Below are 22043 nucleotides of genomic sequence, written 5' to 3' on the forward strand. Positions count from 1 at the left end.
TAAGATATAACGGATTTTCATAAATAAATTCTATATAGTTATTGAATTTAAGTTTGAACATGGCTGAAACAGGGGATAAATTTACTGTTAAATATATTCATGAAAGTTGTAAAAAGTTAAAAATGATAGGGCATATCTTAAAGGAGGAGATTTTTATGAATATTTATAGACTTCAATACCAACATTATAAAGACATCGTAGACGATAATATTTTAACTGTATTTGTGGAAGCGAATAGTGAGGACGAAGTAAGAGAGTTTGCACAAAAAGTAAGCTATGCAGTAGAAGATATTAAAAAGTTATCAGATGAAGAATATAGAGAAGAAAGAGCTAAGAATGAGACATTTGGCCTTGAACATGCTGATAAATATTTAGATAAATAATATTAAAAAAACAGTATCTATTTTAATAGGGATGCTGTTTTTTATTTGTGTTTCGCAATGAAACGCCGTATATTCATAACAATCGTTATTTATAGATGATAAGTTAAAGGAGTAACAAACATGAATAATCAAAAAGACAAATTTGAACATGCCATTGTATTAGGCGGTGGTGGTTCACTCGCGATTGGTTGGGAACTCGGTTATCTTTCAGCACTATCTGAAGCTGGTATTGATGTGAGACATGCAGATTTAGTCATTGGTACTTCAGGTGGGGCTCAAGCTGGTACTAGCTTAACTTCTGACCATAGTTGGGAAGAAATTTATGACCAACAAATTGCACCTAAATCTAATGAAGCACCTCCTGTTAATGATATGTCTAAAATATTTGCGCGTTATAATGAAATTGAGAAGAATGCCTCAACTCCAGAAGAGTGGATTGAGAACTATAGTGAGTATGCGTTAGAAGATCATAAATTTGATGAAAGTGTACATATTAACCGTTTAAAAAATAGAATTAAGGTAACAGAATGGCCGTCTAATATGATGATTACTGCGGTAAATGCTAACAAAGCAAAGCGCGTTGCATTGACATCAGAATCGAATGTCGATATTCATAGAGCCATGGCATCAAGTGGCTCATTACCAGGTGTTTGGCCTGCGACTACAATTGACGGAGAGAAACATTTCGATGGTGGTTGTCATTCTATGGAAAATGCTGACCTAGCTAAAGGCGCAAAAAAAGTCTTAATCTTTGCGACAAATCTTCCAGTAGCAACCCCTTATACGCTTGATGATGCTATTAAAGAATTGGAACAAAATGGTTCTGAAGTTAAATTAATTACACCAAGTAAAGCGGTATTTAATCAATTACAAGAACTTGGTGGCAATACAGTTAACCCTGCCATTCGTCCAGACATTTTCAAAGTAGCTCAAGATCAAGGCCGACAAGATGCCGACATGATTAAAGCTTTCTGGGAGTGATGAGTATGAACAAAGATTTAAGTCATATCCAACCACCGACACATTTCAAATATAAAGAAAGTCAGACGATTCTTAAACAAAGTTATGAATTTAAGTGTGATAATCGCATTTATTTTAGTGAGTCAGCACATCAAGACCTCTTTGATCATTCGTATCGTTTGTATGTAGATGTGTTATCGCCTATTGGGAAATTTGGCCTAGGACTAGATTTTAACGAAGTAGATGCGATTTATAATCAATTCATCAAACCTAAAGTCGATCACCAAATTTTAAATGAAACATTACCTGACATGAATACGACAGCAGAGAATATTGCGATGTGGATTTGGGATGAGTTTGAACAGCATCTGCCTGAGAATCACCATATGTACGAATTACAGTTATTTGAGACTGACCGCCATGGGGTAAGTCTAAATCAGGATACAATGAACATTAAAAAGTAAAAATAATATTAAAAATGAAGTCTCTATTTTTCCAATTAATTAGGCACTATTTGTTAATAATATAATAATTTAAATATTTTGAATAATTTTATGAAAAAGATATAATTAGTATAGTAGTATATCTACAATATTTTAATTTTTGGAGGAAAATATTTGGGGACCACATTTAGTCTTATTACTTTTATTTTATTATTAGTCCTAACGGCATTTTTCGTAGCAATGGAATTTGCGATTGTTAAAGTTAGATCGACCAGGATTGAGCAGCTGTCAAAGTCTGGAGACAACAAAGCTGTAGCGGCTAAGAAAGTTATTGAACATTTAGATGAATATTTAGCAGCTTGTCAACTAGGTATTACCATCACCGCTTTAGGTATTGGTATGGTTGGTGAATCAACATTTGAATTTATGTTACATCCACTATTCAGTAGCGTGGGTATTCCGGAGTCTTGGATACATCCGTTTACCATTGGTGGCGCATTTGTAATTGCGACATTTTTACATGTTGTCGTTGGAGAGATGGCACCTAAGACGGTCGCTATACAAAAGGCGGAAGCTATCACATTAGCCTTTGCCAAACCAATTATCTTTTTCTATAAGATCATGTATCCGTTTATTTATATTTTAAATGGAGCTGCACGCATTATCTTGAAGATGTTTAACATGAAACCTGCGAAAGAGAGCGAAGTCTTTCACACTGAAGAAGAATTGAAGCAATTGATTTATGATAGTCATGAAGGTGGCGAGATTAATGAAAGTGAACTTCACCATATTAATCAAGCTTTCAAATTTGATAATTTAGTTGCTAAAGATGTAATGATTGAACGACAATATGTCAAAACGCTTGATATAAATGATCATTTCGAAGAGGCAATTCAAAAAATAAAAAGAAATGCTTATACAAGATATCCTGTTACGAAGAATAATGAGATTATAGGATTTATTCATTCCAAATCATTGTTTAACGTGGAACAACCTACTGATTTAGAACATTTTATTAATCCAATTATTAATGCTGAGATCGAAACACCATTGAAACATATATTAGAAATAATGAAGAAAGAAAAAGTTCATATCGCTACAGTTTATAGTAATTCTGAGTTCCAAGGCATTATTACCTTAGAAAATATTCTGGAAGAAATCGTCGGAGATATTGAAGATGAATACAATTAACAAGAATTTAGTCTTATATAATAAATAATATTTGTAGTGACCTCAATGTCTAGATTTATATTTAGATGATGAGGTCTATTTTTTCTTTTCATCTAAATGATTTAGCAAGATATGGTCTCGAGTTTCAGTTGCCTTCTGACTTTGCCATTTGAATAAACGTCTGCGCTGCTTTAGATAAGCATGTTTTGTCATTCTCTTTATAAGCTAATACAACTTGGTTGTAATAATGATTAGGATTAAGTTGAACAAAGGTGCCATTAAAATGATCTGCAGTCATATCTTTAACGCTTTTAGGGACAAACGTCATTGCGATGCCTTCATTGACTAGGCGTAGAGCGTTTTCCACACTCATTGTTTCTAGCATAATATTAGGTGAAACATTATAATCTTGTAAGATTTGATTAGATAGGCGACGTAGTGTCATTTCAGGTTTAAGTAGAATGAATTTTTCATTATTTAATAAGTGAAAAGGAAATGCGCCATCATCTGCATGTGTTCTAGCTTCATCAAGCAATGAATGTCCCGGAGGTAATGCTAAATAAATATTTTCAGTATATAAAATATCATAAGATAAATCTTCATTATATAAAGGCAAGATAGTGACACCAATATCCACTTGTTGATCAGCTACTATTTGCTCGATTCTGTGAGCAACTTCCTCTACAAGTTCAATTTCCACACCAGGATAATTCTGAATGAATTTCGGCAAAATATTATATAACGTATGTGTTGCTAAAATTGGATTAACCCCTATACGGAGACGCCCCTTTTTCAAATTAGAAATCGTCTGCAATTCTTCACGCATTTGAGTATCAATCTCTTCAATTTCATGTAAATACTCAAGGAAACGTTCGGCCGAATAAGTCAGTTCTAATGGATTACTGTCACGATTAATCAAAGTGACGCCTAAATCATCCTCTATGTTTTTAATATAACGACTCAAATAGGGTTGAGAAATGTATAAATGTTTCGCTGCATGCGAGATATTACCATAACGTTGCACTGCTTCTAAATAACTGATGGCGTGCTTATAGGACATTACCTTCCATTCCTTTCTAGATTTTATATTTGGAACTATAACTTTTTAGTTATAGCTTTAATAGTTGAAAACGTCTTTTACATTCTTCGAAATTGGTTAGACAATAGAAGTGGACGTAATAATAGAAATTACACATATTATACTACCTTAAATTGTGATTCATTTTCAGGGAAATTCAATACAAAGATAAAGGGGTAATGAATGATGACAAGAAATGTAATCGTAACAGGTTCAGCACAAGGTATAGGATATGCTATCGCACAGGCATTTGATAAAGAGAATGACAGAGTCTTCATCTTCGACATGAATCAAGAAGCGGCAGATAAAGCAGCTAACTCATTAAACAACGGTGTGGCATATAAAGTAGATATTACGGATGAAGATGAAGTTTCAAGTGCTATTAAAGATGTAACTGAACGATATGGTGCAGTGGATGTATTAGTTAATAATGCAGGCGTTCAACATATTGATAAAGTAGAAGATTTCCCATTAGAACAATGGAATAAAGTAATTAACGTGATTCAAACGGGTACATTCTTAATGACGAAACATGTATTACCGTCAATGAAACAACAACAAAGTGGACGCATTATCACAATTTCTTCAGCACACGGAGAAATGGCAGATCCATTTAAATCTGCATATGTAGCTTCTAAATTTGCGCAAATCGGTTTTACAAAAACTGTGGCACTTGAAACAGTTAAAGATGGTATAACAGCAAATGCTGTATTACCTGGTCCAGTGCGTACCTCATTAATTGAAAACCAATTAGAACATCTTGCTCAACAAGATGACTCAACAGAACAAGAAGCAATGGAAAAATATATCACAGGAAAAATGCCAATGAATCGTTTATTAGAACCTTCAGAGATTGCGGCTACAGTTATATTCTTAGCTTCAGGAGGTGCTACAGCAATTACTGGAGAAACAATTAGTGTTTCTGGTGGTTCAAACGCATAATTATTAAATATATTAAAAATGAAGAAAGGATGTATTTAGAATGGCAGAACTTAAAGATCAATTAATTGGAACTTGGAAATTAGTGAGATATCAAGATGAAGATAAAGATGGCAATATTTTTTATCCACTAGGCGAAGATGCAAAAGGATTTATTATGTATAATCCAGATGGTTATATGTCAGCTCAATTAATGTAACAAGGTCGTAAACCCTATGCTTCTGGAGATTTACACACTGGTACGAAAGATGAAATGGCTGAGGCAGCACACGGTTATGTTGCATATGCTGGCCGCTTTGAATTAGATGAATAGAATTCAACGGTTTATCATACAATGGAAGTAAGTATGAATCCTACTTGGTTAGGGGATATACAACCTCGTGAATTTGAATTGGAAGGCGATACACTTAGTATTGTAAATGGCAATGTACCTAACCAAAAATTAGTTTGGCAACGTGTAAAATAAATATCATAGGAAGAATAGGCCAGAAGAACGGATTTAAAGTGAATTCGTCCTTCTGGCCTTTTTCTTTGTTTAATTGGCATTTACCAGTATAGTTAGATTAAAGTTCAAAAAATAAAGAAAAGTGAGTGAATCAAGATGGCAGAGATTTGTGCTTATTTAGGAGCGTCGGTAGATGGATATATCGCAAACCAATCGGAAAGCGTGCAATTTCTAGAAGAAGTGGAAGGTCAAGGTGATAACGGCTATGCGCAGTTTTATGCAAGTGTAGATGTGGTCATCATGGGTGGTAAGACATTTAGATGGTTGCTTGATAACGATGTTAAAGAGAATCCTTATAAAGATAAAAGGGTGGTCGTAATAAGTTCACAACAAATATCAATAGATTGGGATATTGAATTTTACAATGGAGATTTAAACCAGCTATTCGAGCAATTTAAGCCTGAAGAGAAAGTATGGATTGTAGGCGGTGGAAATTTAATTTCTAAACTTATTAATTTAAATCTATTAACGTCACTTCAACTCACCATTGCACCAACAATCTTGAGTGGAGGCGTTTCATTATTTAATGAAATTGATAACAAAGTAGATTTAAAATTGCGTAACGTCACACAATATAACCAATTTGTAGAACTTGATTATATGATAAATTATCGATAAGCGAAGCTCCTCATTTCCATATTATTGATATAATAATGACTAATTAAATAAAGGAGGGGTTAAATGTTTTTAGCATGGAATGAAATTAAGCGTAATAAACTAAAGTTTGGATTAATTATCGGTATACTCGTTTTAATTAGTTATTTACTCTTTTTACTATCTGGGTTAGCGAATGGCTTGATTAATATGAATACTGAAGGCATTAAAAAGTGGAAAGCAGATGCGATTGTCGTAAATAAAGATGCGAACCAAACAGTGCAACAGTCTGTATTTAAGACGTCTAAAGTCAAAGGTGATTTTAAGGAAGAAGCACCATTAAAACAAATAGGTGTCATTGCATCAAATGGTGATAGTAAGGAGAATGCGTTACTTTTTGGTATTACTGAGGATTCTTTTTTAATGCCTAAAATGATTGATGGCAAGAAATTTCATAAGGATAATGATGTAGTCATTGACCAAACGTTAAAAGACAAAGGATTTAAAATAGGAGACACGATAAAATTATCGCAGTCTGACGAAAAATTACATATTGTAGGTATCTCAGAAAGTGCTAAATACAATGCCTCGCCCGTTATTTTCGCAAATAATAAGACTATTGAAAAGATAAACCCAGCATTATCAACTGATAAAACCAATGCGGTGGTCGTAAAAGACAGTAATTGGAAAAATAAAAAAGTAGATAATCATCTCGAAGTGGTAGGAATAGATAAATTTATAGAAAATTTACCAGGTTATAAACCACAAAATTTAACAATGAACTTTATGATAACATTCTTGTTTGTCATTTCTGCAACAGTCATTGGTGTCTTTCTATACGTCATTACTTTGCAGAAGAAGAATTTATTTGGCGTTTTAAAAGCGCAAGGATTTACTAATGGTTTCTTAATGAAAATGGTCTTAGCTCAGACATTTATTCTAGCCTTAATTGGAACATTGATCGGTCTCATTCTTACATTACTTACAAGTCTCGTCTTACCGGATGCTGTGCCTGTACAGTTTAATATTGGCACGCTAATTATCTTTGGAATTGTATTGATTGTGACGTCACTTATCGGCAGTTTATTCTCAGTATTATCTATTCGCAAAATTGATCCACTCAAGGCAATCGGTTAGGGAGGTGCCACAATGTTAAAATTTGATCAAGTTACAAAAGAATTCAAAGATGGAAATCGTATTATTGAAGCGGTTAAATCTACTACATTATCTTTTAATAAAGGTGAACTCATAGCGATTGTTGGCCCTTCAGGTTCTGGGAAAAGTACATTTCTAACCATGGCAGGTGCATTACAAACGCCAACATCGGGCGAAATTTATATTAATGACAAGAAAATTTCTAAGTTAAGTCAAAAACAATTAGCCAAATTAAGAATGCAAGAAATTGGATTTATCTTACAATCGACCAACTTAGTGCCATTTTTAACAATTAAACAACAGTTTCACTTATTGAAAAATTATAAAAAAGATGTGTTGAATACTGAAGAATATAATAAATTATTATCAGATTTAGGCTTAAAAGAACTTGAAAATAAATTACCTTCTGAAGTATCTGGAGGGCAAAAACAACGTGTAGCCATTGCAAAGGCAATTTATACGCAACCTTCAATTATTTTAGCCGATGAACCTACAGCATCACTTGATACAGAAAATGCAATGGCAGTAATGGAAATTTTGAAAGAACAGTCTAAACAACGCAATAAAACATGTATTATCGTTACACACGATGAACGCTTAACTCAATTCTGTGACAAAGTCTTTCATATGGAAGATGGCCGTTTAACAGAAAAATAAATAGAAGAAAACGCCCTTTCAAGTAATAAGTAGTGCTTACTTGAAAGGGCGTTAGTTCCTATCAGAAGATTAAAAGAGGTTACGATATTTAATAATATCGTAACCTCTTTCAGTAAATTAGGATGAAACAATGAAACCTATTTATAAATTAGATTTCTGTATCTCTCCCTTACATCATTTTAAGCGTTATCTTGAAGTTCGCGATCTTCATCATCCATTTCAATCTTCGCTTTTTCAGATTCTTTTTTATATTTTTGATACATAATTACTAAGATAATCGCCCAAACAGGTGCGAATAATACAGCATAACGTGTACTACTATTGATTAATAATACAATGAATATAAATGCGAAGAATACTAAAATACCATAAGCTGTGTATTTACCACCTGGCATTTTAAATTTACTTTCTTTATGCAATTCAGGATTCTTTTTAATAAATCCTAAATAAGCAATCATGATACATGTCCATATCATAATATTTAAAACCGTTGAGAATGTGGTGATTTGAACGAATACCTTCGTCGCATCTTTAAATATAGCATTTAGAATAATTGCAATACTTAATAAACCACATGTAAGTAAGATAGCGTAAAACGGCACACCATTTTTATTTGTTTTATGTAAAAATGCAGGACCTTGTTTTCTGCCAGCTAAACCGAATAACGTACGGCTATTAGCAAAGATACCACTATTACATGATGAAGCAGCTGCTGTTAATACTACAAAGTTGATAATACCAGCGGCAAATGGGATACCAATTAAACCAAATAATTTAACGTAAGGACTTTCCTCAGGGTTTAATTTGTGCCATGGTACGACTGACATGATAACCGCTAATGAACCAATATAGAATATTAAAATTCGGAATGGTACGTTATTAATCGCTTGAGGAATCGTTTTGTGAGGGTTTTGCGTTTCCCCAGCTGTGATACCTATTAATTCAATACCAATAAATGAGAAAATAGCCATTTGGAATGACATAAGGAAACCTGATACGCCATTAGGGAAAAAGCCTCCATATTCCCAAATATTTGAAACTCTAGCAGGACCGTATGACGTCTTCATAGCGAAGATAACCATGACAATCCCAACACCGATTAAAGCTAAAATAGTAATAACTTTAATAAGTGATAACCAGAATTCAAGTTCACCGAATAATTTCGCACTAAATAAATTTAAAGCTATTAATACTAAAATAGTAAATGCAGCTGTAATCCAGTTTGGAATGTTTGGATACCAATAACTTACATATTTAGCTACGGCTGTTACTTCAGCCATACCTGAAATAATCCATGTTAACCAATAAGTCCAACCTACCATGAATCCAGCCATTGGGTTAATGTGGTGATGAGCAATATCACCAAATGATTTAAATCCTAGGTTTGAAAGTAAAATTTCTCCCATTGCTCGCATAAACATAAATAAAATAAATCCTACGATGACGTAGGTTAACAAGATTGATGGACCTGCTAAATGAATTGAAGCACCGGCTCCTAAAAATAGCCCTGTTCCTATCGCGCCACCAATCGCAATAAGTTGTATATGCCTATTGCTTAATTCTCTTTGCAGCTTATCTGCCATAATGTTCTTCCCTTTCGTGGGTACATGTATGACTGAATATAATGACTGTAAGTTGTATACCCTTTGTTATATCATAAATAATTTTTCTAAAATACAAATTATTTATTTTACCAAAATTAATGATACCCTATTTAATTAATAATAATCAATTCTTAGTATAAATGGTAACTATATTATACATTTATTAATAAAAACTTTAAACTTTTTCTGAATAAATAAGTATTAATTTTTTGTAAGCATATTTCTTCTCATCCTTTTCAAATTCAGTAATAATCTAGAATACGAAAAATTATAGAAATTAAAGGAGAGTAGAAGAATAAATGAACGATTTTAATGAAATATTAGAAAATAGAAAATCTGTTAAAGGATTTGATTCAGAATATAAAATTCCACATGAAGAAATGAACGAGATGATAGCTAAAGCGACGAAAGCGCCGTCTTCAGTTAATATGCAACCTTGGCGTTTTGTTGTAGTAGAAAGTGATGAAGCGAAAGCGAAGTTGCGTCCATTAATTCAGTTTAATACCAATCAAAATGATACATCTTCTGCAATGATTATTATATTTGGAGACTTACAATGTTATGAAGAAGGCGAATATATTTATGAGCAAGCTGTAAAAAATGGGCATATGCCTCAAGAAGTGAAAGAGCAAATGCTTCCAATAGTGCTTGAAAATTATAAAAGTCGTACGCGCCAATCAATGAGTGATATTGTCAAAGTGGATAGCAGTCTCGCAGCAATGCAACTTATGTTAGTAGCAAAACAACATGGTTATGATACAAATCCAATTGGCGGCTTTGATCATGAAGAAATTGGTAAAGCCTTTGGGTATGATTTAGAACGCTATGTACCTGTGATGATTGTCGCTATTGGTAAAAAAGCGAAAGAAGCACACACTTCATTTAGAATGCCCGTAGATAGAGTAGTAGATTATAAATAATTTTTTTACTTGAGGTCATACAAATTAAGAATTTTATTTCTTAAGTATGACCTTAAATTTTTTATTTTATAAAAATCGGGTATAACTATATTGAGTGACGCTATAAAGGAATTGCACAAAGTACTTAATTTATAAGGAGAAAAAGTATGACAAATGCTTCTAAACAACATAATTTAACGTCGTTGCGTCTTGTGGCACCAGGTTTATATGAAACAGAAACAACAGTGCTTCCCTTTGACAAAAGATATATGATTAAATCTTTTGTTTTAGTACGTCCCCAAGGTAATGTTATCATTTACCATTCTCCAAGCCTTGAAAAAGCGCAACATGATATTAAAGCTTTAGGTGGAGCGACACGTATCCTTATTAATCATGAACATGAATCGCTAGGAGGTAAGACAGAGATTGATTTACCATTTTGGATTCATGAAGATGACGCTAAGGAAATGAGTAAAACAGTAAATATAGCCGGTCAGTTTACAAAGCGCGAAATGTTAGATAGTGATATCGAAGTGATCCCTGCGCCAGGTCATACACCAGGTACAACAATGTATTTATGGGATAATGGTGAACACCGTTATTTATTTACTGGCGACTTTATTTGTGTAGATAATGGCGAGTGGCGCACTGTCATTCTAAGTTCAAGTGATAGAGAAGCCTCTATTAAGAGTTTAGAGATGATTCGTGACTTAGAGTTTGATGCTATTGTGCCGTGGGTCGCTATTAAGGATGAACCTTCAGTCTTTTTTGTTGAAAATGAAAACGACAAAAGGGAACGCCTTCAAAACATAATAGATCGCGTTCGTAATGGTGAGAATACTTAATAAATAAAAAAGGTATTTTCAAAGATAAAAATGAAATACGATGTAAAACAATTTTCAATGATTGGAGAGGATAGTCGATGAATGCCAATCGAGGAATCAACCATATTGGTTTAACAGTACCAGACATGGAAGTTGCTACAGACTTTTTCAAGAACGGTTTAAATGGCAAGATTGCTTACGACAGTCAAAAGAAAACAGATGAACCTCGTGGCGGAGCGCATGTAGAACATATTCTTGGCTTAGAAAAAGGGGCTAGTATCATTCATAAACGTATGATGGTCTTTGGTAATGGTCCTAATATAGAAATGTTTGAGTTTAAAGATGCGCAACAAGGTAAACCACAATCATTACAAGATATTGGCTTTACGCATATTTCATTTTACATAGAAACAGAAGCGTTCGATAGTGTGTTGGAAAAAGTGAAAGAAGCGGGCGGAGAGCCTATTTCTGAGCCGCATGTTAACACGAAATATGAGGACACAGACGGCAATAAGACGGTTTATGTTAAGAGTCCATGGGGCAGTTTAATCGAGCTCCAAACCATTCCTAATGGATATTATTATCCGAATGATAGTGAAGCAAATGTGTTTATTCCTAACCCAGCCGATGATTAGATTTAATAATTTATAATTATTGTTAGTTATTACAATATCGTTATATTAATATTTTATTATCTTAGTTTAAGGTATACTTTCTACATTAAGATTTTTATGAAAAAAGTCTTATATTTCATTTGGATAGGGTATAGCATCATTCATACATTATTTATTGGAATATCTTTATTAGAATTGGGTAAACAATTTGAAGACATAGTTTTTCTGCTATGTCAATAGAAGATTAGGGGAGTTTTACAAGATGATTGATATTCAAATCGAAAAATCAGAATTAATCGAAGTAATGCAAAGTATTATTAATGAAAAAGTAAATGTTGAAAATGAAGATGTGTGTGAATATTTAGCAACTGAAATTGTAAATGGCTTAGAAGATTATAATAGTGATGAAACACAAGCAAACAATTTACTAGGTTTAAATAGTGAATTACGTCATGAAGTTGATCAGAAGAATCATGCTAAAAAAGTGACCTTAACTGCAACAGAAGACGCCAGTGAGATAGATGACGTCACTCAAAATGCGAGCCGCAACTAATGGTAACTATAAGAAGTGGACATTTGGCTGCTTGCACAATAGGTAAATATAAAAATTTCACCTCCATTGATAAGATTTAAGATCTTCTCAATAGGAGGTGATTTTATTTTTGTACATAAAAAAAGACTTGTAATAATCATTTCTTACAAGTCTCTTAGTAGCGGAGGGGGAAGGATTTGAACCAACGCGAGCTAAAAGCTCCTACCAACCATAAATGGTTGGCCTCTTAAGCCAGGCTTGAGTACCCCTCCATGTCATTACTTAGGTATCATACTATATAAATTCATTTTTGTAAATAAATATTAATTAAATGTAAATTTTAAATAAATTCAAATTATTTTATAATTTTAAAGAAAAAGACGTATTATGTCCCAGTTATGTAATATAATAATAGTGAAAATTTTTAAATAATTATAATGCAATTGAGTTGGAATGTTCATTTTATAAAAGGAAGGAATTAGGAGATAGGTTATGTGGAAATCTAAATTTAGTAAATCTTTAATTGCTAGTGCTATTATTGGCGCAACAGTATTAGGCTATACTGGTCATCATGATGAAGCTAAGGCAGTTGAAACAAACTATTATTATGATGGAATACAATCAAGCAGTTATCAAGCATATTTAAAAGCTAAAAAAATTAGCAATAATAATATTTCTATTCAATATTACCCAAATGCGGCGCAAAATAATTTAAAAGCAGTTGGACGTGTTTCTAACTTAAATGGTTGGAAAGCAGGGAAACCAGAATATAAAGGCCAGGATTCAATGGGTACTGGTACAGTTATTGGCGCACATACATTTATTACAAATGCGCATGTTATTGATGATAAATTTGGTAGAGCTGCGGCACCTAAATACATTAAGTTTCAAATGAATCGTGATGGAAACCGTATACCTTATGCGTTCCAAGCAAGTGAAGTTATTAAAGTGCCTCAATATGATATTGCTATTGTACATACAAAAGAAAATATGGCGAAATATGTGAAACCAGTTCGCATTGCAACAGATGCAGAAATTAATAAATTGAAATTCAATACGCCACTTTATTCGTTAGGTTATCCTTGGCAATATGGCGATAATACGAAACCATATTTTAATAAATTACGTGTGACACAATTTTCATCAAATGGCACAGAAATTCAAACGAAAGATATCTTTAGATCAGGTGCTTCAGGTTCTCCAATGTTAAATAGTAGTTTTAATACAATGTACGGGTTAAGAACATATGGTTATAACTTAATGGGTGGCTCATCAGATGCTTATGCGAAGCAAGAATTGTCTGGTGGGGAATCATTTAAAGGTTATGCTGGGAATTTTGTACGTCAGCACATTAAATAATATAAGTTTATAGACTGATAGGGCATGCTTGCTGGAGTAATTACGAGAGGTGATTGTTTTAGTGGGTGTGCTTTTTTTGTGGAAATTTTGCGCAGCGACGGATTATGTCGGTATTAACAGTTATAATGGAAGTATGATTAATTAAGGGGTATTTGGTTCTGCATTTTCAAAAAGAGAAAGGAATGGGAAAATGAAAAAGAATTATTTAATGGTTGGTGCGTTGACGGGGACGTTGTTGTTAGCGGGTTGTAGTTTGACGATTAATGGGCCTGGTAAGTCGACGGAGGATAGTAATAAGACGTCGCAGTCGGATAATAAGAGTAGCGACAATTCGAAATCTGAGGAATCTAAAAAAGCGGACAATAATTCAAAATCGAATGAGAATTCTAATCAAGAATCAAAGAATAATAATACTGATAATGAGGTACAGAATTTATCTCAAGCGGAGAAATTGGCTTTAGCGTTAGAGGATGGAGCAATTTCAGAGTATGCAATTACAGCGGATGAATTGAGAAATCATTCATATACGACAAAAAGTTTTGATGGTGATCGTCAACATCATATTGATACTTATTATATGGAACATTCGGGAGCTGGTATTGAAGGTGCGCCAAGTGATATGAAGTTTTATAATGCGAGACCTGCTAAGGGTAATTTTGTGACGCTTGTTGGAATTGGAAATGATAAGATTTTAATAGCAGGCACTCAAAGTCCTGGTAATTATCAATCTTTTGTAAATTCTCAAGCTGGTAATGAGCTTGATATTCATGATTTATATGAAAAATATGGCAATAATTCAGATTATAAAGAGGTAGCGAACCAAATTTCATTTAGTCAGGCACCACAGACTAGTAATCCTGAAGATGACGCTACTGATGAATCTAGTAGTGAAAAGGTAACGCGTGAAAATGTGATTGATAAGGTTGAAGATTATGAGGGTCATAAGTTGGATACGTCTACTTATACTTATAAGGAGCCTGAACAAAATTCTGATGGGGATTGGGGATTCTCGTTTGTTGATAAAAATGGTGATTTAGCGGGTTCTTATATTGTTACTGCTGATGGAGATGTAACGAAATATGATGAAAATGGAGACCCGGAATAAATTCGGATATTAAGAAGAAATGAGACAGAGATCTAATTTTATATAATTAGATCTCTGTTTTACTTTCATAGGTTTGTTTAATTTCATCTAAGCGTTGGATGAAACTATCGATATATGATTGGGGTTCTAGCATTTTGGCTAATGGTGCCAATTGGTAAGCGATGTAATAGGCATCGTATCTTGTGCAATTGACCCAGACGAGTAAATTTTTGTCGTAGCGTTCTACTACTTCTTTTATTGAAAATTGTTGTTGAAATTGGTTCCAAATTTGTTCATCTATTTCGAATAAAACAGGGTTTGAGGCACAATCTTTGATAAATTTTGATTCAAGTACTTTAAATGATTGGATATCTCGTAACGATATAGTATAAATCTTATGCTTTTCTTCATAAGTAAACCAATAATCGAAATGCATGTATAAAATAGAGAGTGGTTTAATAACAAATTTTTGATTCTTCACTTCAATGCGAACTAAGTTTTTATTAACTATGGCTTTTTGAAGTGCCATTAATAACTTGCCCGGTAAAACCTCTGGTCGCACTTTAAACTGATTTAACATTGTCATTAGCATGTGTTTATCTGAAAGTTTGAGCGCAGCAATAGAACTCGAAAGATATTTATGAATGTCATAATGTAATATTGGCGTTAAACTTTGTAATTTAATTAGTAAACTTAAAATACCTAAGCTATGTTTAGAACTCGTTTCTTGCTTAAGTTCATAGCCATTACGTTTGTGATTGTATACTACACGCGTATTAGTATGATTCCAATAAGGACTTTCATAGAAAAAGTATTGATCGTATTAATATCACGTTGAATAGATTTTTTACTTACATCTGTGAAGTTACGTATATCATCTTGTGTAACGATACGACCATTAAGAAGTAATGTGAGTAGGTTAAGTATACGACTCGATTTATCCAAGAATGTTGTCCCCTTTATATCGAAAGTAAACTTACTTTAAAAATTATTTATATCGTACCATATTATTTTTGTGATGTGTATAATTCTAAAATTAAAAAATTGTGGCGATTAAACGGAATTTTATTGAAGAAATAGAAATAGTAGATAATCAGTGTTTAAGCACAAATTATCCACTATTTTTTATTGTTGAGTAAGTGATTGATGTGAAAGTAAAAGCGCATAAATGGTATCAAGATGTGGGGTGTTAAGTTGATGCTTTCTTGCTTGGCGATAAATGAATCCTTGAATTGCTTCGACTTCAAGTGGTTGATTCGCAATAACGTCGTAATACATACTTGTTCCCATTTGATTAGGGTAGCCTGCATAAATGTTCATGATATCTTCGACAATAGTATTTGAAAAATGAATCCCTTCTGCTTTTGCCACTTGTATTCCTTCTGTTAACAACTTTCTACACAGATTATTTACTTCATTAATTTTTAAAATTTGAGCGGTATTTCTACCGAGTGCAGTTATTGAATTAATACCTAGATTAACGAGTAATTTATACCATATTTTTTCTTCAATATTCTCTTCTAAAACAATCTCGATTTTTGTTTTATCAAAGACTTTCTTTAGTTCTGTAGTGTGTGCGTCTTGTTGTAAATGTAGACGATAGTCTCGGAAGTGTGTGACTTTGTCTTCTGTCTTTTGTCCACTGATATAGACCACAGCCTGATAAGTGTGTTTGAAAGGAAGCTGTGGGAGTAGGCCATAGCCATTTTGAGCCAAAATAAAAATTGTTTCGCTATGTGCAAGATGGTGAAGTTGTGGCATCAAGGCGTCAAGTTGATGCGTCTTCACGGCAATGATGATAGTGTCGAAAGTCGACTTTATTTCTTTAATGTCGTGGACTTTGATGGTTTGGTTAGCCGGCTGAATAGTCATTTGTTTTGATGTACGTCCAATAAGAGTGACGTTCGGTAAGGTTTGTTTGAGTTCGTGTGCAATGATAGTTCCAACTGCGCCAGCACCAATAATCGCAATATTCATGGATAAAGTTCCTTTCCTAAAAAATATATTCATTATTATACAATTTTTTATTGTAAGAAAATGTGGTTATTTTAATAAACTAAGTACTGTAATTATATGGATATTGAATTTACACTTTTATTGAAAATAAAGTTTTGTATTGAAATAATAAACACTATGTTATTTAATAATTATTTGAAATAGTGTATTAACTATTTTAAATAAGCTTATTTATGGCGAAATTTTAAATTTTGAGAGTATTTTAAAGTATTATTACGTATAAGGCTATATAATGAATTTTAATATAAATGAACTCATACTATAGGAGATATTAAATAAATGAAAAATTTAGCGAAATTAGTAGAAATGAAGCAAAGTAAAACGAAAATTTCGATGATTACCGCTTATGACTATCCTAGTGCGAAGCAAGCACAAGAAGCATGTGTGGATATGATATTAGTTGGAGATTCGCTAGGCATGACGGTGCTAGGTTATGAAACAACAACGCAAGTTACATTAAATGATATGATTCATCATGGTAAAGCGGTGCGCCGTGGTGCAGATGACACGTTTGTAGTTGTGGATTTACCCATTGGCGCAGTTGGTGTAAGTGATGAGCATGATTTGAAAAATGCGATTACTTTATATCAAGCAACGAATGCGAATGCGCTAAAAGCAGAAGGTGCGCATTTAGTAAGTTTCATTAAAAAAGCTACTCAAATCGGTATTCCTATCGTGGCACATTTAGGATTAATGCCTCAAAGCGTTGGCGTCATGGGTTATCGTTTGCAAGGTGGCACGAAAGATGCTGCGGAACAATTAATTCAAGAGGCGCATGCAGTACAAGAAGCCGGCGCTGTAGCCTTAGTTCTTGAAGCCATTCCTAGTGATTTAGCTGGTCTTATTAGTCAACAATTAGATATTCCGGTAATTGGTATTGGTGCTGGTAAAAATACGGATGGTCAAGTATTGGTATATCACGATATGTTAAATTACGGCGTTGATCGATATGCTAAATTTGTGAAACAGTTTGCTGATTTCTCAGTAGGTGTTGAAGGTATTAAGCAATATGACGAAGAGGTAAAAGCTGGCCTTTTCCCAGCAGAAGAACATACGTATAAGAAGAAAATATTGGATGAGGTAAATAGTGATGACACAAGTAATTAAGACTGTGAAAGAGATGCAACAAATTACGCAAGAGTTGAAACGTTCTGAGAAATCAATTGGGTTTATACCAACGATGGGTGCGTTGCATGAAGGACATTTAAGTATGATGCGCCGTTCTGTAGAAGAAAATGATGTCACGATTATAAGCGTGTTTGTGAATCCATTACAATTTGGTCCTAATGAAGATTTCGATGCTTACCCACGTCAAATTGAACAAGATGTAGCGTTAGTGGAAGAAATTAATGTTGATTACGTTTTCCATCCTGAAGTTGAAGAGATGTATCCAAACGAAATAAGCGTGACATTGAAGGTGGGACGTCTAGCGGAAGTCTTAGAAGGTGCCCAACGCCCTGGCCATTTTGATGGCGTAGTGACGGTTGTAAATAAATTATTTAATATTGTACGTCCGGATAAAGCTTATTTTGGAAAAAAAGATGCTCAACAGCTCGCAATTATTGAAAAAATGGTAGAAGATTTTAACCATCAAATTGAAATAATAGGAATTGATATTGTACGTGAAGAAGATGGTTTAGCACGTAGTTCACGAAATGTATATTTAACAGAAAACGAACGCCAAGAAGCTGTCCATTTAAGTAAAAGTTTAAAATTAGCTAAGTCTTTATATGAAGAAGGCGAACGTCGTAGTAATAAAATAGTCGGTGCGATTAAAACATATTTAGCTGAAAATACAAGTAGTCATATTGATGAAGTTGCGATTTATAGCTATCCAGAATTAGAAGTTGTTACTGACATTGAAGGGCAAATATTTATTTCATTAGCTGTTAAGTTTTCGAAAGCACGTTTAATAGATAATATTATTTTAGGAAGTGGAAAGTAAGTTATGATTAGAACAATGATGAATAGTAAAATACATAGAGCCCGTGTTACGGAATCTAATTTAAATTATGTTGGAAGTATCACGATTGATGCAGATATTTTAGATGCGGTGGATATTTTGCCTAATGAAAAGGTAGCTATCGTTAACAATAATAATGGAGCCCGTTTTGAAACATACGTGATTGCGGGTGAACGAGGTAGTGGCAAGATTTGTTTAAATGGTGCAGCTTCTAGATTAGTTGAAGTAGATGATGTCGTTATTATCATGACATATGTTCAACTAGATGAACGTGAATTAATTGATCATGCGCCAAAAGTAGCTGTTATGAATGAAAAGAACGAAATTATTCAAATGATTCATGAAAAAGAAGGCACAATTATTAAATAATTAAGTGAGCCGGCAGTCTTAAAAATTAGTATTTGAAATTCGAGGGAGAGGATGCGAACCTTTCCCTCGAAATTTTTCGCTAATTAAATAAAAGCAAAGTTTAAAAAGTTGGAAGTAAAACTTTTTAAACAGGTATCCTGATTAGAATAGTATGGTATTATATTATATAAATATAAAATGAAATATTTATATAATAGAGGTGTTAAATCATGGATTTAGATGAAAAAAACTATATTGAACAGCAAGTGGCTAACAGAGGTAAATCTAAAACACCTGCATTTCTACTATGGTTCTTTTTAGGTAGCTTTGGGGCACATCGTTTTTATTTTGGTAAAACAGGGTCAGCAGTAGGTTTACTTTTAGTTACCTTACTTGTAAGTTGGTGGATATTCTATATTCCAACTTTAATTTGGTTACTAATTGATGTGTTCCTAATCCCAAAATGGGCACGAGACTATGAACAAGCAATTAGAGATCAAGCCACAAATGAAGTTAAATTACTTCGTAATCATTAGAAATATTGGGAAATCCTCTCTGGCAATGATGACTAAATTTGAAAAGCTTGATTTAAGCCTATTTCAAACTAATCACTGCCAAAATGCTAACTGAGGCTGGGACATTTTATTTTGTCTCAGTCTCTTATTTTGTTGAAATAAAGGAAATTTTCAATTTAGATACTAACGTTTCATATAACTATTTTGTAGTCTACAATATATTTGAGGAGGGTTACAATTGAGATTGAAGAAACTTCTAAGTATCTCATTATTATTATCAGTATTTTTAGGTGCATGTGATATCAATATAAATTTAGATAAGAATAAAAATAATGATAATAATACTCAACAAAATCAGCAACAGACTAGTAATAATCAAAATCAGAACGTCGAAAATGGAACATCTCAGAGTAACAATCAAGAATCTAATCCCATTTCGATTGATAAGGCTAAAAATATCTCTTATGACTTAATGGAAAAAGAAGGCGGCGTGTCTTTTAAGGAGGGTGATCTTGATTATAGAGAAGATAAAAGCGATGATAATCAAATATTTATTGAAAGTCCGTTATTTGGAATTAATGGTTCTGCAAAAAGTCATATAATTCTAAATAGATATACTGGAGAAGTAATTGAACAAGATGGAGGCCCTCCAGCACCAGACGGTCCTTTACGTCCTAAAAATGGAAAAATAGATAGTGGAACTTATAATATATTAGTTAAATATTACAATAATTATGTTTATAGAAATGGTGACACTGTATATAACTATAGCGAGGAACCCGTACCTGTTAGTCAATATAAGGAAGTTAATGCCAAAGTTTGGGAGTATATTGAAAATAATATGCCACAATAACTAAATTTTAAAAAAGTTTTCAACAACTTAATGTTTAACTGTTATAATAGGCTCTGTCTAAAAAAGGAGAGTCAAAAATGATAGAAAGATTAAAGTCTGAATGGTTAGTCAATCCTGGTAAAAATATTATGGCTGGGATTGTAGTTGCGCTTGCCTTAATTCCTGAAGCGATAGCGTTTTCTATTATTGCGGGTGTAGATCCTATGGTAGGGTTATATGCCGCATTTATCATCGCAACGGTCACTGCGATTGTTGGAGGACGTCCTGCGATGATTTCAGGTGCAACGGCTGCTGTGGCATTAGTTGTGACGCCGTTAGTCAAAGAGCATGGCGTTCAATATCTTTTTGCAGCGACAATTTTAATGGGAATCATTCAATTGCTATTAGGGATTTTAAAAGTAGGTCGCTTAATGAAATTCATTCCACGTTCAGTGATGATTGGTTTCGTGAATGCCTTGGGTATCATGATATTCTTATCTCAAATTGAACATATTTTTGGAATTTCAATTGCAACTTACATCTACGTGATTGTTACTTTGCTTATTGTCTTCATTTTACCTAGATATTTCACTGCAATTCCTGCACCGCTTATTGCGATTATTTTACTGACAGCACTTTACTTATATACTGGCGCTAATATTCGTACAGTTGGTGATTTGGGAACGATTAAACAAGCATTACCTCATTTTATTATTCCTGATGTACCTTATACACTGGAAACCTTAAAAATCATTCTACCTTATTCCGTTTCCATGGCTATTGTAGGTTTAGTAGAATCCTTACTTACAGCGAAAATTGTGGATGACTATACTAATACTTATAGTAATAAAAATAAGGAAGCACGTGGACAAGGTATTGCAAATATTATTACAGCCTTATTTGGTGGTATGGGCGGATGCGCGATGATTGGTCAATCAGGTATCAATGTGCGTTCAGGTGCAAATAGCAGATTATCAACATTGACGGCGGGTATCTTCTTAATCTTTATGATTATGGTACTTGGCCATTTAGTCGTTGAAATGCCAATGCCTGTATTAGCTGGTATTATGGTCATGGTTTCAATTGGCACGGTCGATTGGGGTTCATTTAAATATATTAAAAATGCGCCAAAGACTGACGCATTTGTGATGATTCTGACAGTTGTTATTGTGTTATTTACAAGTAACTTAGCACTTGGCGTAGTCGTAGGTGTTATCTTTAGTGCGCTATTCTTTGCAACGAAGATTTCTAATATTGAAGTTTTATCTGAAAAGGTAAACAACAAACGCGTACTATCATTTAAAGGTCAAATCTTCTTCGTTTCTATTGATTCAATGATGAACCAACTTGATTTTAGTATTCAAAATGAAACGATTGAATTAGACTTTAAAGATGCGCATTTATGGGATGATTCCGCTGTAGATGCGATTGATACTATTGTGAAAAAATATGAAGATCAACATAATACGGTTCAAGTCAAAAACTTAAATACAGATAGTCGAAAAATCATCTCTGAACTGAGTCAATTAAAAGAAAATCATTTATTATAAATTAAACGTTCGTATTAAT

The 22043-nt window shown here is 33.3% G+C and carries 26 protein-coding genes and 1 tRNA gene; 21 read left to right on the forward strand and 6 right to left on the reverse strand.

Features of this window, described 5'->3' with window-relative positions:
- The first annotated feature begins 155 nt into the window (after positions 1-155).
- The 4 genes from LIX58_RS04735 to LIX58_RS04750 all read left to right on the forward strand — a co-directional run bounded on the left by LIX58_RS04735 (position 156) and on the right by LIX58_RS04750 (position 2977).
- Entirely contained in the window at positions 156-383 is a 228-nt protein-coding gene (locus LIX58_RS04735; RefSeq protein ID WP_126564782.1) for a hypothetical protein, read from the forward strand.
- Between the two features lie 120 nt (positions 384-503).
- Positions 504-1364 carry a patatin-like phospholipase family protein gene (locus tag LIX58_RS04740; protein WP_126564781.1) on the forward strand — a complete coding sequence of 287 codons (861 nt, stop codon included), beginning with the start codon at positions 504-506 and terminating at the stop codon, positions 1362-1364.
- Between the two features lie 5 nt (positions 1365-1369).
- Entirely contained in the window at positions 1370-1807 is a 438-nt protein-coding gene (locus LIX58_RS04745) for a 6-pyruvoyl trahydropterin synthase family protein (RefSeq protein ID WP_126564780.1), read from the forward strand.
- 153 nt (positions 1808-1960) lie between these two features.
- A complete protein-coding gene (locus LIX58_RS04750; protein WP_126564779.1) occupies positions 1961-2977 on the forward strand; it encodes a hemolysin family protein in 1017 nt (338 codons plus the stop codon).
- Positions 2978-3101: 124 nt separating this feature from the next.
- Here the strand turns inward: LIX58_RS04750 and LIX58_RS04755 are convergent, their stop codons facing one another.
- Positions 3102-4016 carry a LysR family transcriptional regulator gene (locus tag LIX58_RS04755; protein WP_126564778.1) on the reverse strand — a complete coding sequence of 305 codons (915 nt, stop codon included), beginning with the start codon at positions 4014-4016 and terminating at the stop codon, positions 3102-3104.
- 204 nt (positions 4017-4220) lie between these two features.
- Between LIX58_RS04755 and LIX58_RS04760 the strand changes: the two genes are divergently transcribed.
- The 5 genes from LIX58_RS04760 to LIX58_RS04780 all read left to right on the forward strand — a co-directional run bounded on the left by LIX58_RS04760 (position 4221) and on the right by LIX58_RS04780 (position 7884).
- Positions 4221-4976 (forward strand): SDR family NAD(P)-dependent oxidoreductase, encoded by a 756-nt coding sequence (locus LIX58_RS04760; RefSeq protein ID WP_126564777.1) that lies wholly within the window; start codon positions 4221-4223, stop codon positions 4974-4976.
- A gap of 40 nt (positions 4977-5016) precedes the next feature.
- A complete protein-coding gene (locus tag LIX58_RS12650; protein WP_413470804.1) occupies positions 5017-5172 on the forward strand; it encodes a lipocalin-like domain-containing protein in 156 nt (51 codons plus the stop codon).
- A 402-nt stretch (positions 5173-5574) separates the two neighbouring features.
- Entirely contained in the window at positions 5575-6096 is a 522-nt protein-coding gene (locus LIX58_RS04770) for a dihydrofolate reductase family protein (protein ID WP_126564775.1), read from the forward strand.
- A gap of 63 nt (positions 6097-6159) precedes the next feature.
- On the forward strand, positions 6160-7209 hold the full coding sequence (locus LIX58_RS04775; protein WP_154836977.1) for an ABC transporter permease: 1050 nt from the start codon (positions 6160-6162) through the stop codon (positions 7207-7209).
- A gap of 12 nt (positions 7210-7221) precedes the next feature.
- Positions 7222-7884 carry an ABC transporter ATP-binding protein gene (locus LIX58_RS04780; RefSeq protein ID WP_126564773.1) on the forward strand — a complete coding sequence of 221 codons (663 nt, stop codon included), beginning with the start codon at positions 7222-7224 and terminating at the stop codon, positions 7882-7884.
- A gap of 179 nt (positions 7885-8063) precedes the next feature.
- Here LIX58_RS04780 and LIX58_RS04785 read toward each other — a convergent pair whose 3' ends face one another.
- The gene (locus tag LIX58_RS04785) at positions 8064-9467 is read right to left on the reverse strand and encodes an amino acid permease (RefSeq protein WP_126564772.1); all 1404 of its coding nucleotides are present in this window, start codon (positions 9465-9467) and stop codon (positions 8064-8066) included.
- A gap of 320 nt (positions 9468-9787) precedes the next feature.
- Here LIX58_RS04785 and LIX58_RS04790 point away from each other — a divergent pair, with 320 nt between their 5' ends.
- The 4 genes from LIX58_RS04790 to LIX58_RS04805 all read left to right on the forward strand — a co-directional run bounded on the left by LIX58_RS04790 (position 9788) and on the right by LIX58_RS04805 (position 12378).
- Complete coding sequence (locus tag LIX58_RS04790) at positions 9788-10408, forward strand: nitroreductase family protein (protein ID WP_126564771.1); 621 nt, start codon at positions 9788-9790, stop codon at positions 10406-10408.
- Positions 10409-10554: 146 nt separating this feature from the next.
- A complete protein-coding gene (locus LIX58_RS04795; RefSeq protein WP_126564770.1) occupies positions 10555-11232 on the forward strand; it encodes an MBL fold metallo-hydrolase in 678 nt (225 codons plus the stop codon).
- A 77-nt stretch (positions 11233-11309) separates the two neighbouring features.
- Positions 11310-11846 carry a VOC family protein gene (locus LIX58_RS04800; protein ID WP_126564769.1) on the forward strand — a complete coding sequence of 179 codons (537 nt, stop codon included), beginning with the start codon at positions 11310-11312 and terminating at the stop codon, positions 11844-11846.
- Between the two features lie 241 nt (positions 11847-12087).
- Positions 12088-12378 (forward strand): hypothetical protein, encoded by a 291-nt coding sequence (locus tag LIX58_RS04805; RefSeq protein ID WP_154836979.1) that lies wholly within the window; start codon positions 12088-12090, stop codon positions 12376-12378.
- Positions 12379-12539: 161 nt separating this feature from the next.
- On the opposite strand, the gene LIX58_RS04810 is transcribed toward LIX58_RS04805, so the two are convergent.
- Positions 12540-12629, reverse strand: a tRNA-OTHER gene (locus tag LIX58_RS04810).
- A gap of 220 nt (positions 12630-12849) precedes the next feature.
- Between LIX58_RS04810 and LIX58_RS04815 the strand changes: the two genes are divergently transcribed.
- Together LIX58_RS04815 and LIX58_RS04820 are read left to right on the forward strand one after the other, a co-directional pair.
- Positions 12850-13716 carry a trypsin-like serine peptidase gene (locus LIX58_RS04815; protein ID WP_126564767.1) on the forward strand — a complete coding sequence of 289 codons (867 nt, stop codon included), beginning with the start codon at positions 12850-12852 and terminating at the stop codon, positions 13714-13716.
- A gap of 190 nt (positions 13717-13906) precedes the next feature.
- Positions 13907-14821, forward strand: a complete 915-nt coding sequence (locus tag LIX58_RS04820; RefSeq protein WP_126564766.1) for a hypothetical protein — start codon at positions 13907-13909, stop codon at positions 14819-14821.
- Between the two features lie 46 nt (positions 14822-14867).
- Here LIX58_RS04820 and LIX58_RS04825 read toward each other — a convergent pair whose 3' ends face one another.
- From LIX58_RS04825 to LIX58_RS04835, 3 genes are all read right to left on the reverse strand, one after another.
- Positions 14868-15386: a hypothetical protein gene (locus tag LIX58_RS04825; protein WP_226386134.1), complete on the reverse strand. Its 519-nt coding sequence runs from the start codon at positions 15384-15386 to the stop codon at positions 14868-14870.
- Positions 15387-15565: 179 nt separating this feature from the next.
- Entirely contained in the window at positions 15566-15745 is a 180-nt protein-coding gene (locus tag LIX58_RS04830; protein ID WP_226386135.1) for an HTH domain-containing protein, read from the reverse strand.
- A gap of 180 nt (positions 15746-15925) precedes the next feature.
- Positions 15926-16777, reverse strand: a complete 852-nt coding sequence (locus tag LIX58_RS04835) for an oxidoreductase (RefSeq protein ID WP_154836981.1) — start codon at positions 16775-16777, stop codon at positions 15926-15928.
- A 318-nt stretch (positions 16778-17095) separates the two neighbouring features.
- Here LIX58_RS04835 and panB point away from each other — a divergent pair, with 318 nt between their 5' ends.
- The 6 genes from panB (at position 17096) to LIX58_RS04865 (ending at position 22024) form a co-directional block, all read left to right on the forward strand.
- Positions 17096-17923, forward strand: a complete 828-nt coding sequence (panB, locus tag LIX58_RS04840) for a 3-methyl-2-oxobutanoate hydroxymethyltransferase (protein ID WP_126564763.1) — start codon at positions 17096-17098, stop codon at positions 17921-17923.
- Entirely contained in the window at positions 17907-18761 is an 855-nt protein-coding gene (gene panC, locus LIX58_RS04845) for a pantoate--beta-alanine ligase (RefSeq protein WP_126564762.1), read from the forward strand. The genes panB and panC overlap by 17 nt, the downstream gene beginning before the upstream one ends.
- Positions 18762-18764: 3 nt before the next feature.
- Positions 18765-19148: an aspartate 1-decarboxylase gene (panD, locus tag LIX58_RS04850; protein ID WP_103298828.1), complete on the forward strand. Its 384-nt coding sequence runs from the start codon at positions 18765-18767 to the stop codon at positions 19146-19148.
- A gap of 209 nt (positions 19149-19357) precedes the next feature.
- Positions 19358-19663 (forward strand): TM2 domain-containing protein, encoded by a 306-nt coding sequence (locus LIX58_RS04855; protein ID WP_126564761.1) that lies wholly within the window; start codon positions 19358-19360, stop codon positions 19661-19663.
- A gap of 217 nt (positions 19664-19880) precedes the next feature.
- The gene (locus LIX58_RS04860; protein ID WP_154836983.1) at positions 19881-20495 is read left to right on the forward strand and encodes a hypothetical protein; all 615 of its coding nucleotides are present in this window, start codon (positions 19881-19883) and stop codon (positions 20493-20495) included.
- Positions 20496-20572: 77 nt separating this feature from the next.
- The gene (locus LIX58_RS04865) at positions 20573-22024 is read left to right on the forward strand and encodes a SulP family inorganic anion transporter (protein ID WP_126564759.1); all 1452 of its coding nucleotides are present in this window, start codon (positions 20573-20575) and stop codon (positions 22022-22024) included.
- Positions 22025-22043 lie beyond the last annotated feature (19 nt).

This window comes from Staphylococcus sp. Marseille-Q1834 (assembly GCF_916858875.1).
Taxonomy (GTDB): domain Bacteria; phylum Bacillota; class Bacilli; order Staphylococcales; family Staphylococcaceae; genus Staphylococcus; species Staphylococcus pragensis.

Excerpts from the sequence above, each read along its gene's own strand:
- LIX58_RS04735 (WP_126564782.1), top strand. The coding sequence starts at position 156 with ATGAATATTTATAGACTTCAATACCAACATTATAAAGACATCGTAGAC.
- LIX58_RS04740 (WP_126564781.1), top strand. The coding sequence starts at position 504 with ATGAATAATCAAAAAGACAAATTTGAACATGCCATTGTATTAGGCGGT.
- LIX58_RS04745 (WP_126564780.1), top strand. The coding sequence starts at position 1,370 with ATGAACAAAGATTTAAGTCATATCCAACCACCGACACATTTCAAATAT.
- LIX58_RS04755 (WP_126564778.1), bottom strand. The coding sequence starts at position 4,016 with ATGTCCTATAAGCACGCCATCAGTTATTTAGAAGCAGTGCAACGTTAT.
- LIX58_RS04760 (WP_126564777.1), top strand. The coding sequence starts at position 4,221 with ATGACAAGAAATGTAATCGTAACAGGTTCAGCACAAGGTATAGGATAT.
- LIX58_RS12650 (WP_413470804.1), top strand. The coding sequence starts at position 5,017 with ATGGCAGAACTTAAAGATCAATTAATTGGAACTTGGAAATTAGTGAGA.
- LIX58_RS04770 (WP_126564775.1), top strand. The coding sequence starts at position 5,575 with ATGGCAGAGATTTGTGCTTATTTAGGAGCGTCGGTAGATGGATATATC.
- LIX58_RS04775 (WP_154836977.1), top strand. The coding sequence starts at position 6,160 with ATGTTTTTAGCATGGAATGAAATTAAGCGTAATAAACTAAAGTTTGGA.
- LIX58_RS04780 (WP_126564773.1), top strand. The coding sequence starts at position 7,222 with ATGTTAAAATTTGATCAAGTTACAAAAGAATTCAAAGATGGAAATCGT.
- LIX58_RS04785 (WP_126564772.1), bottom strand. The coding sequence starts at position 9,467 with ATGGCAGATAAGCTGCAAAGAGAATTAAGCAATAGGCATATACAACTT.
- LIX58_RS04790 (WP_126564771.1), top strand. The coding sequence starts at position 9,788 with ATGAACGATTTTAATGAAATATTAGAAAATAGAAAATCTGTTAAAGGA.
- LIX58_RS04795 (WP_126564770.1), top strand. The coding sequence starts at position 10,555 with ATGACAAATGCTTCTAAACAACATAATTTAACGTCGTTGCGTCTTGTG.
- LIX58_RS04800 (WP_126564769.1), top strand. The coding sequence starts at position 11,310 with ATGAATGCCAATCGAGGAATCAACCATATTGGTTTAACAGTACCAGAC.
- LIX58_RS04805 (WP_154836979.1), top strand. The coding sequence starts at position 12,088 with ATGATTGATATTCAAATCGAAAAATCAGAATTAATCGAAGTAATGCAA.
- LIX58_RS04815 (WP_126564767.1), top strand. The coding sequence starts at position 12,850 with ATGTGGAAATCTAAATTTAGTAAATCTTTAATTGCTAGTGCTATTATT.
- LIX58_RS04820 (WP_126564766.1), top strand. The coding sequence starts at position 13,907 with ATGAAAAAGAATTATTTAATGGTTGGTGCGTTGACGGGGACGTTGTTG.
- LIX58_RS04825 (WP_226386134.1), bottom strand. The coding sequence starts at position 15,386 with ATGACAATGTTAAATCAGTTTAAAGTGCGACCAGAGGTTTTACCGGGC.
- LIX58_RS04835 (WP_154836981.1), bottom strand. The coding sequence starts at position 16,777 with ATGAATATTGCGATTATTGGTGCTGGCGCAGTTGGAACTATCATTGCA.
- panB (WP_126564763.1), top strand. The coding sequence starts at position 17,096 with ATGAAAAATTTAGCGAAATTAGTAGAAATGAAGCAAAGTAAAACGAAA.
- panC (WP_126564762.1), top strand. The coding sequence starts at position 17,907 with ATGACACAAGTAATTAAGACTGTGAAAGAGATGCAACAAATTACGCAA.
- panD (WP_103298828.1), top strand. The coding sequence starts at position 18,765 with ATGATTAGAACAATGATGAATAGTAAAATACATAGAGCCCGTGTTACG.
- LIX58_RS04855 (WP_126564761.1), top strand. The coding sequence starts at position 19,358 with ATGGATTTAGATGAAAAAAACTATATTGAACAGCAAGTGGCTAACAGA.
- LIX58_RS04865 (WP_126564759.1), top strand. The coding sequence starts at position 20,573 with ATGATAGAAAGATTAAAGTCTGAATGGTTAGTCAATCCTGGTAAAAAT.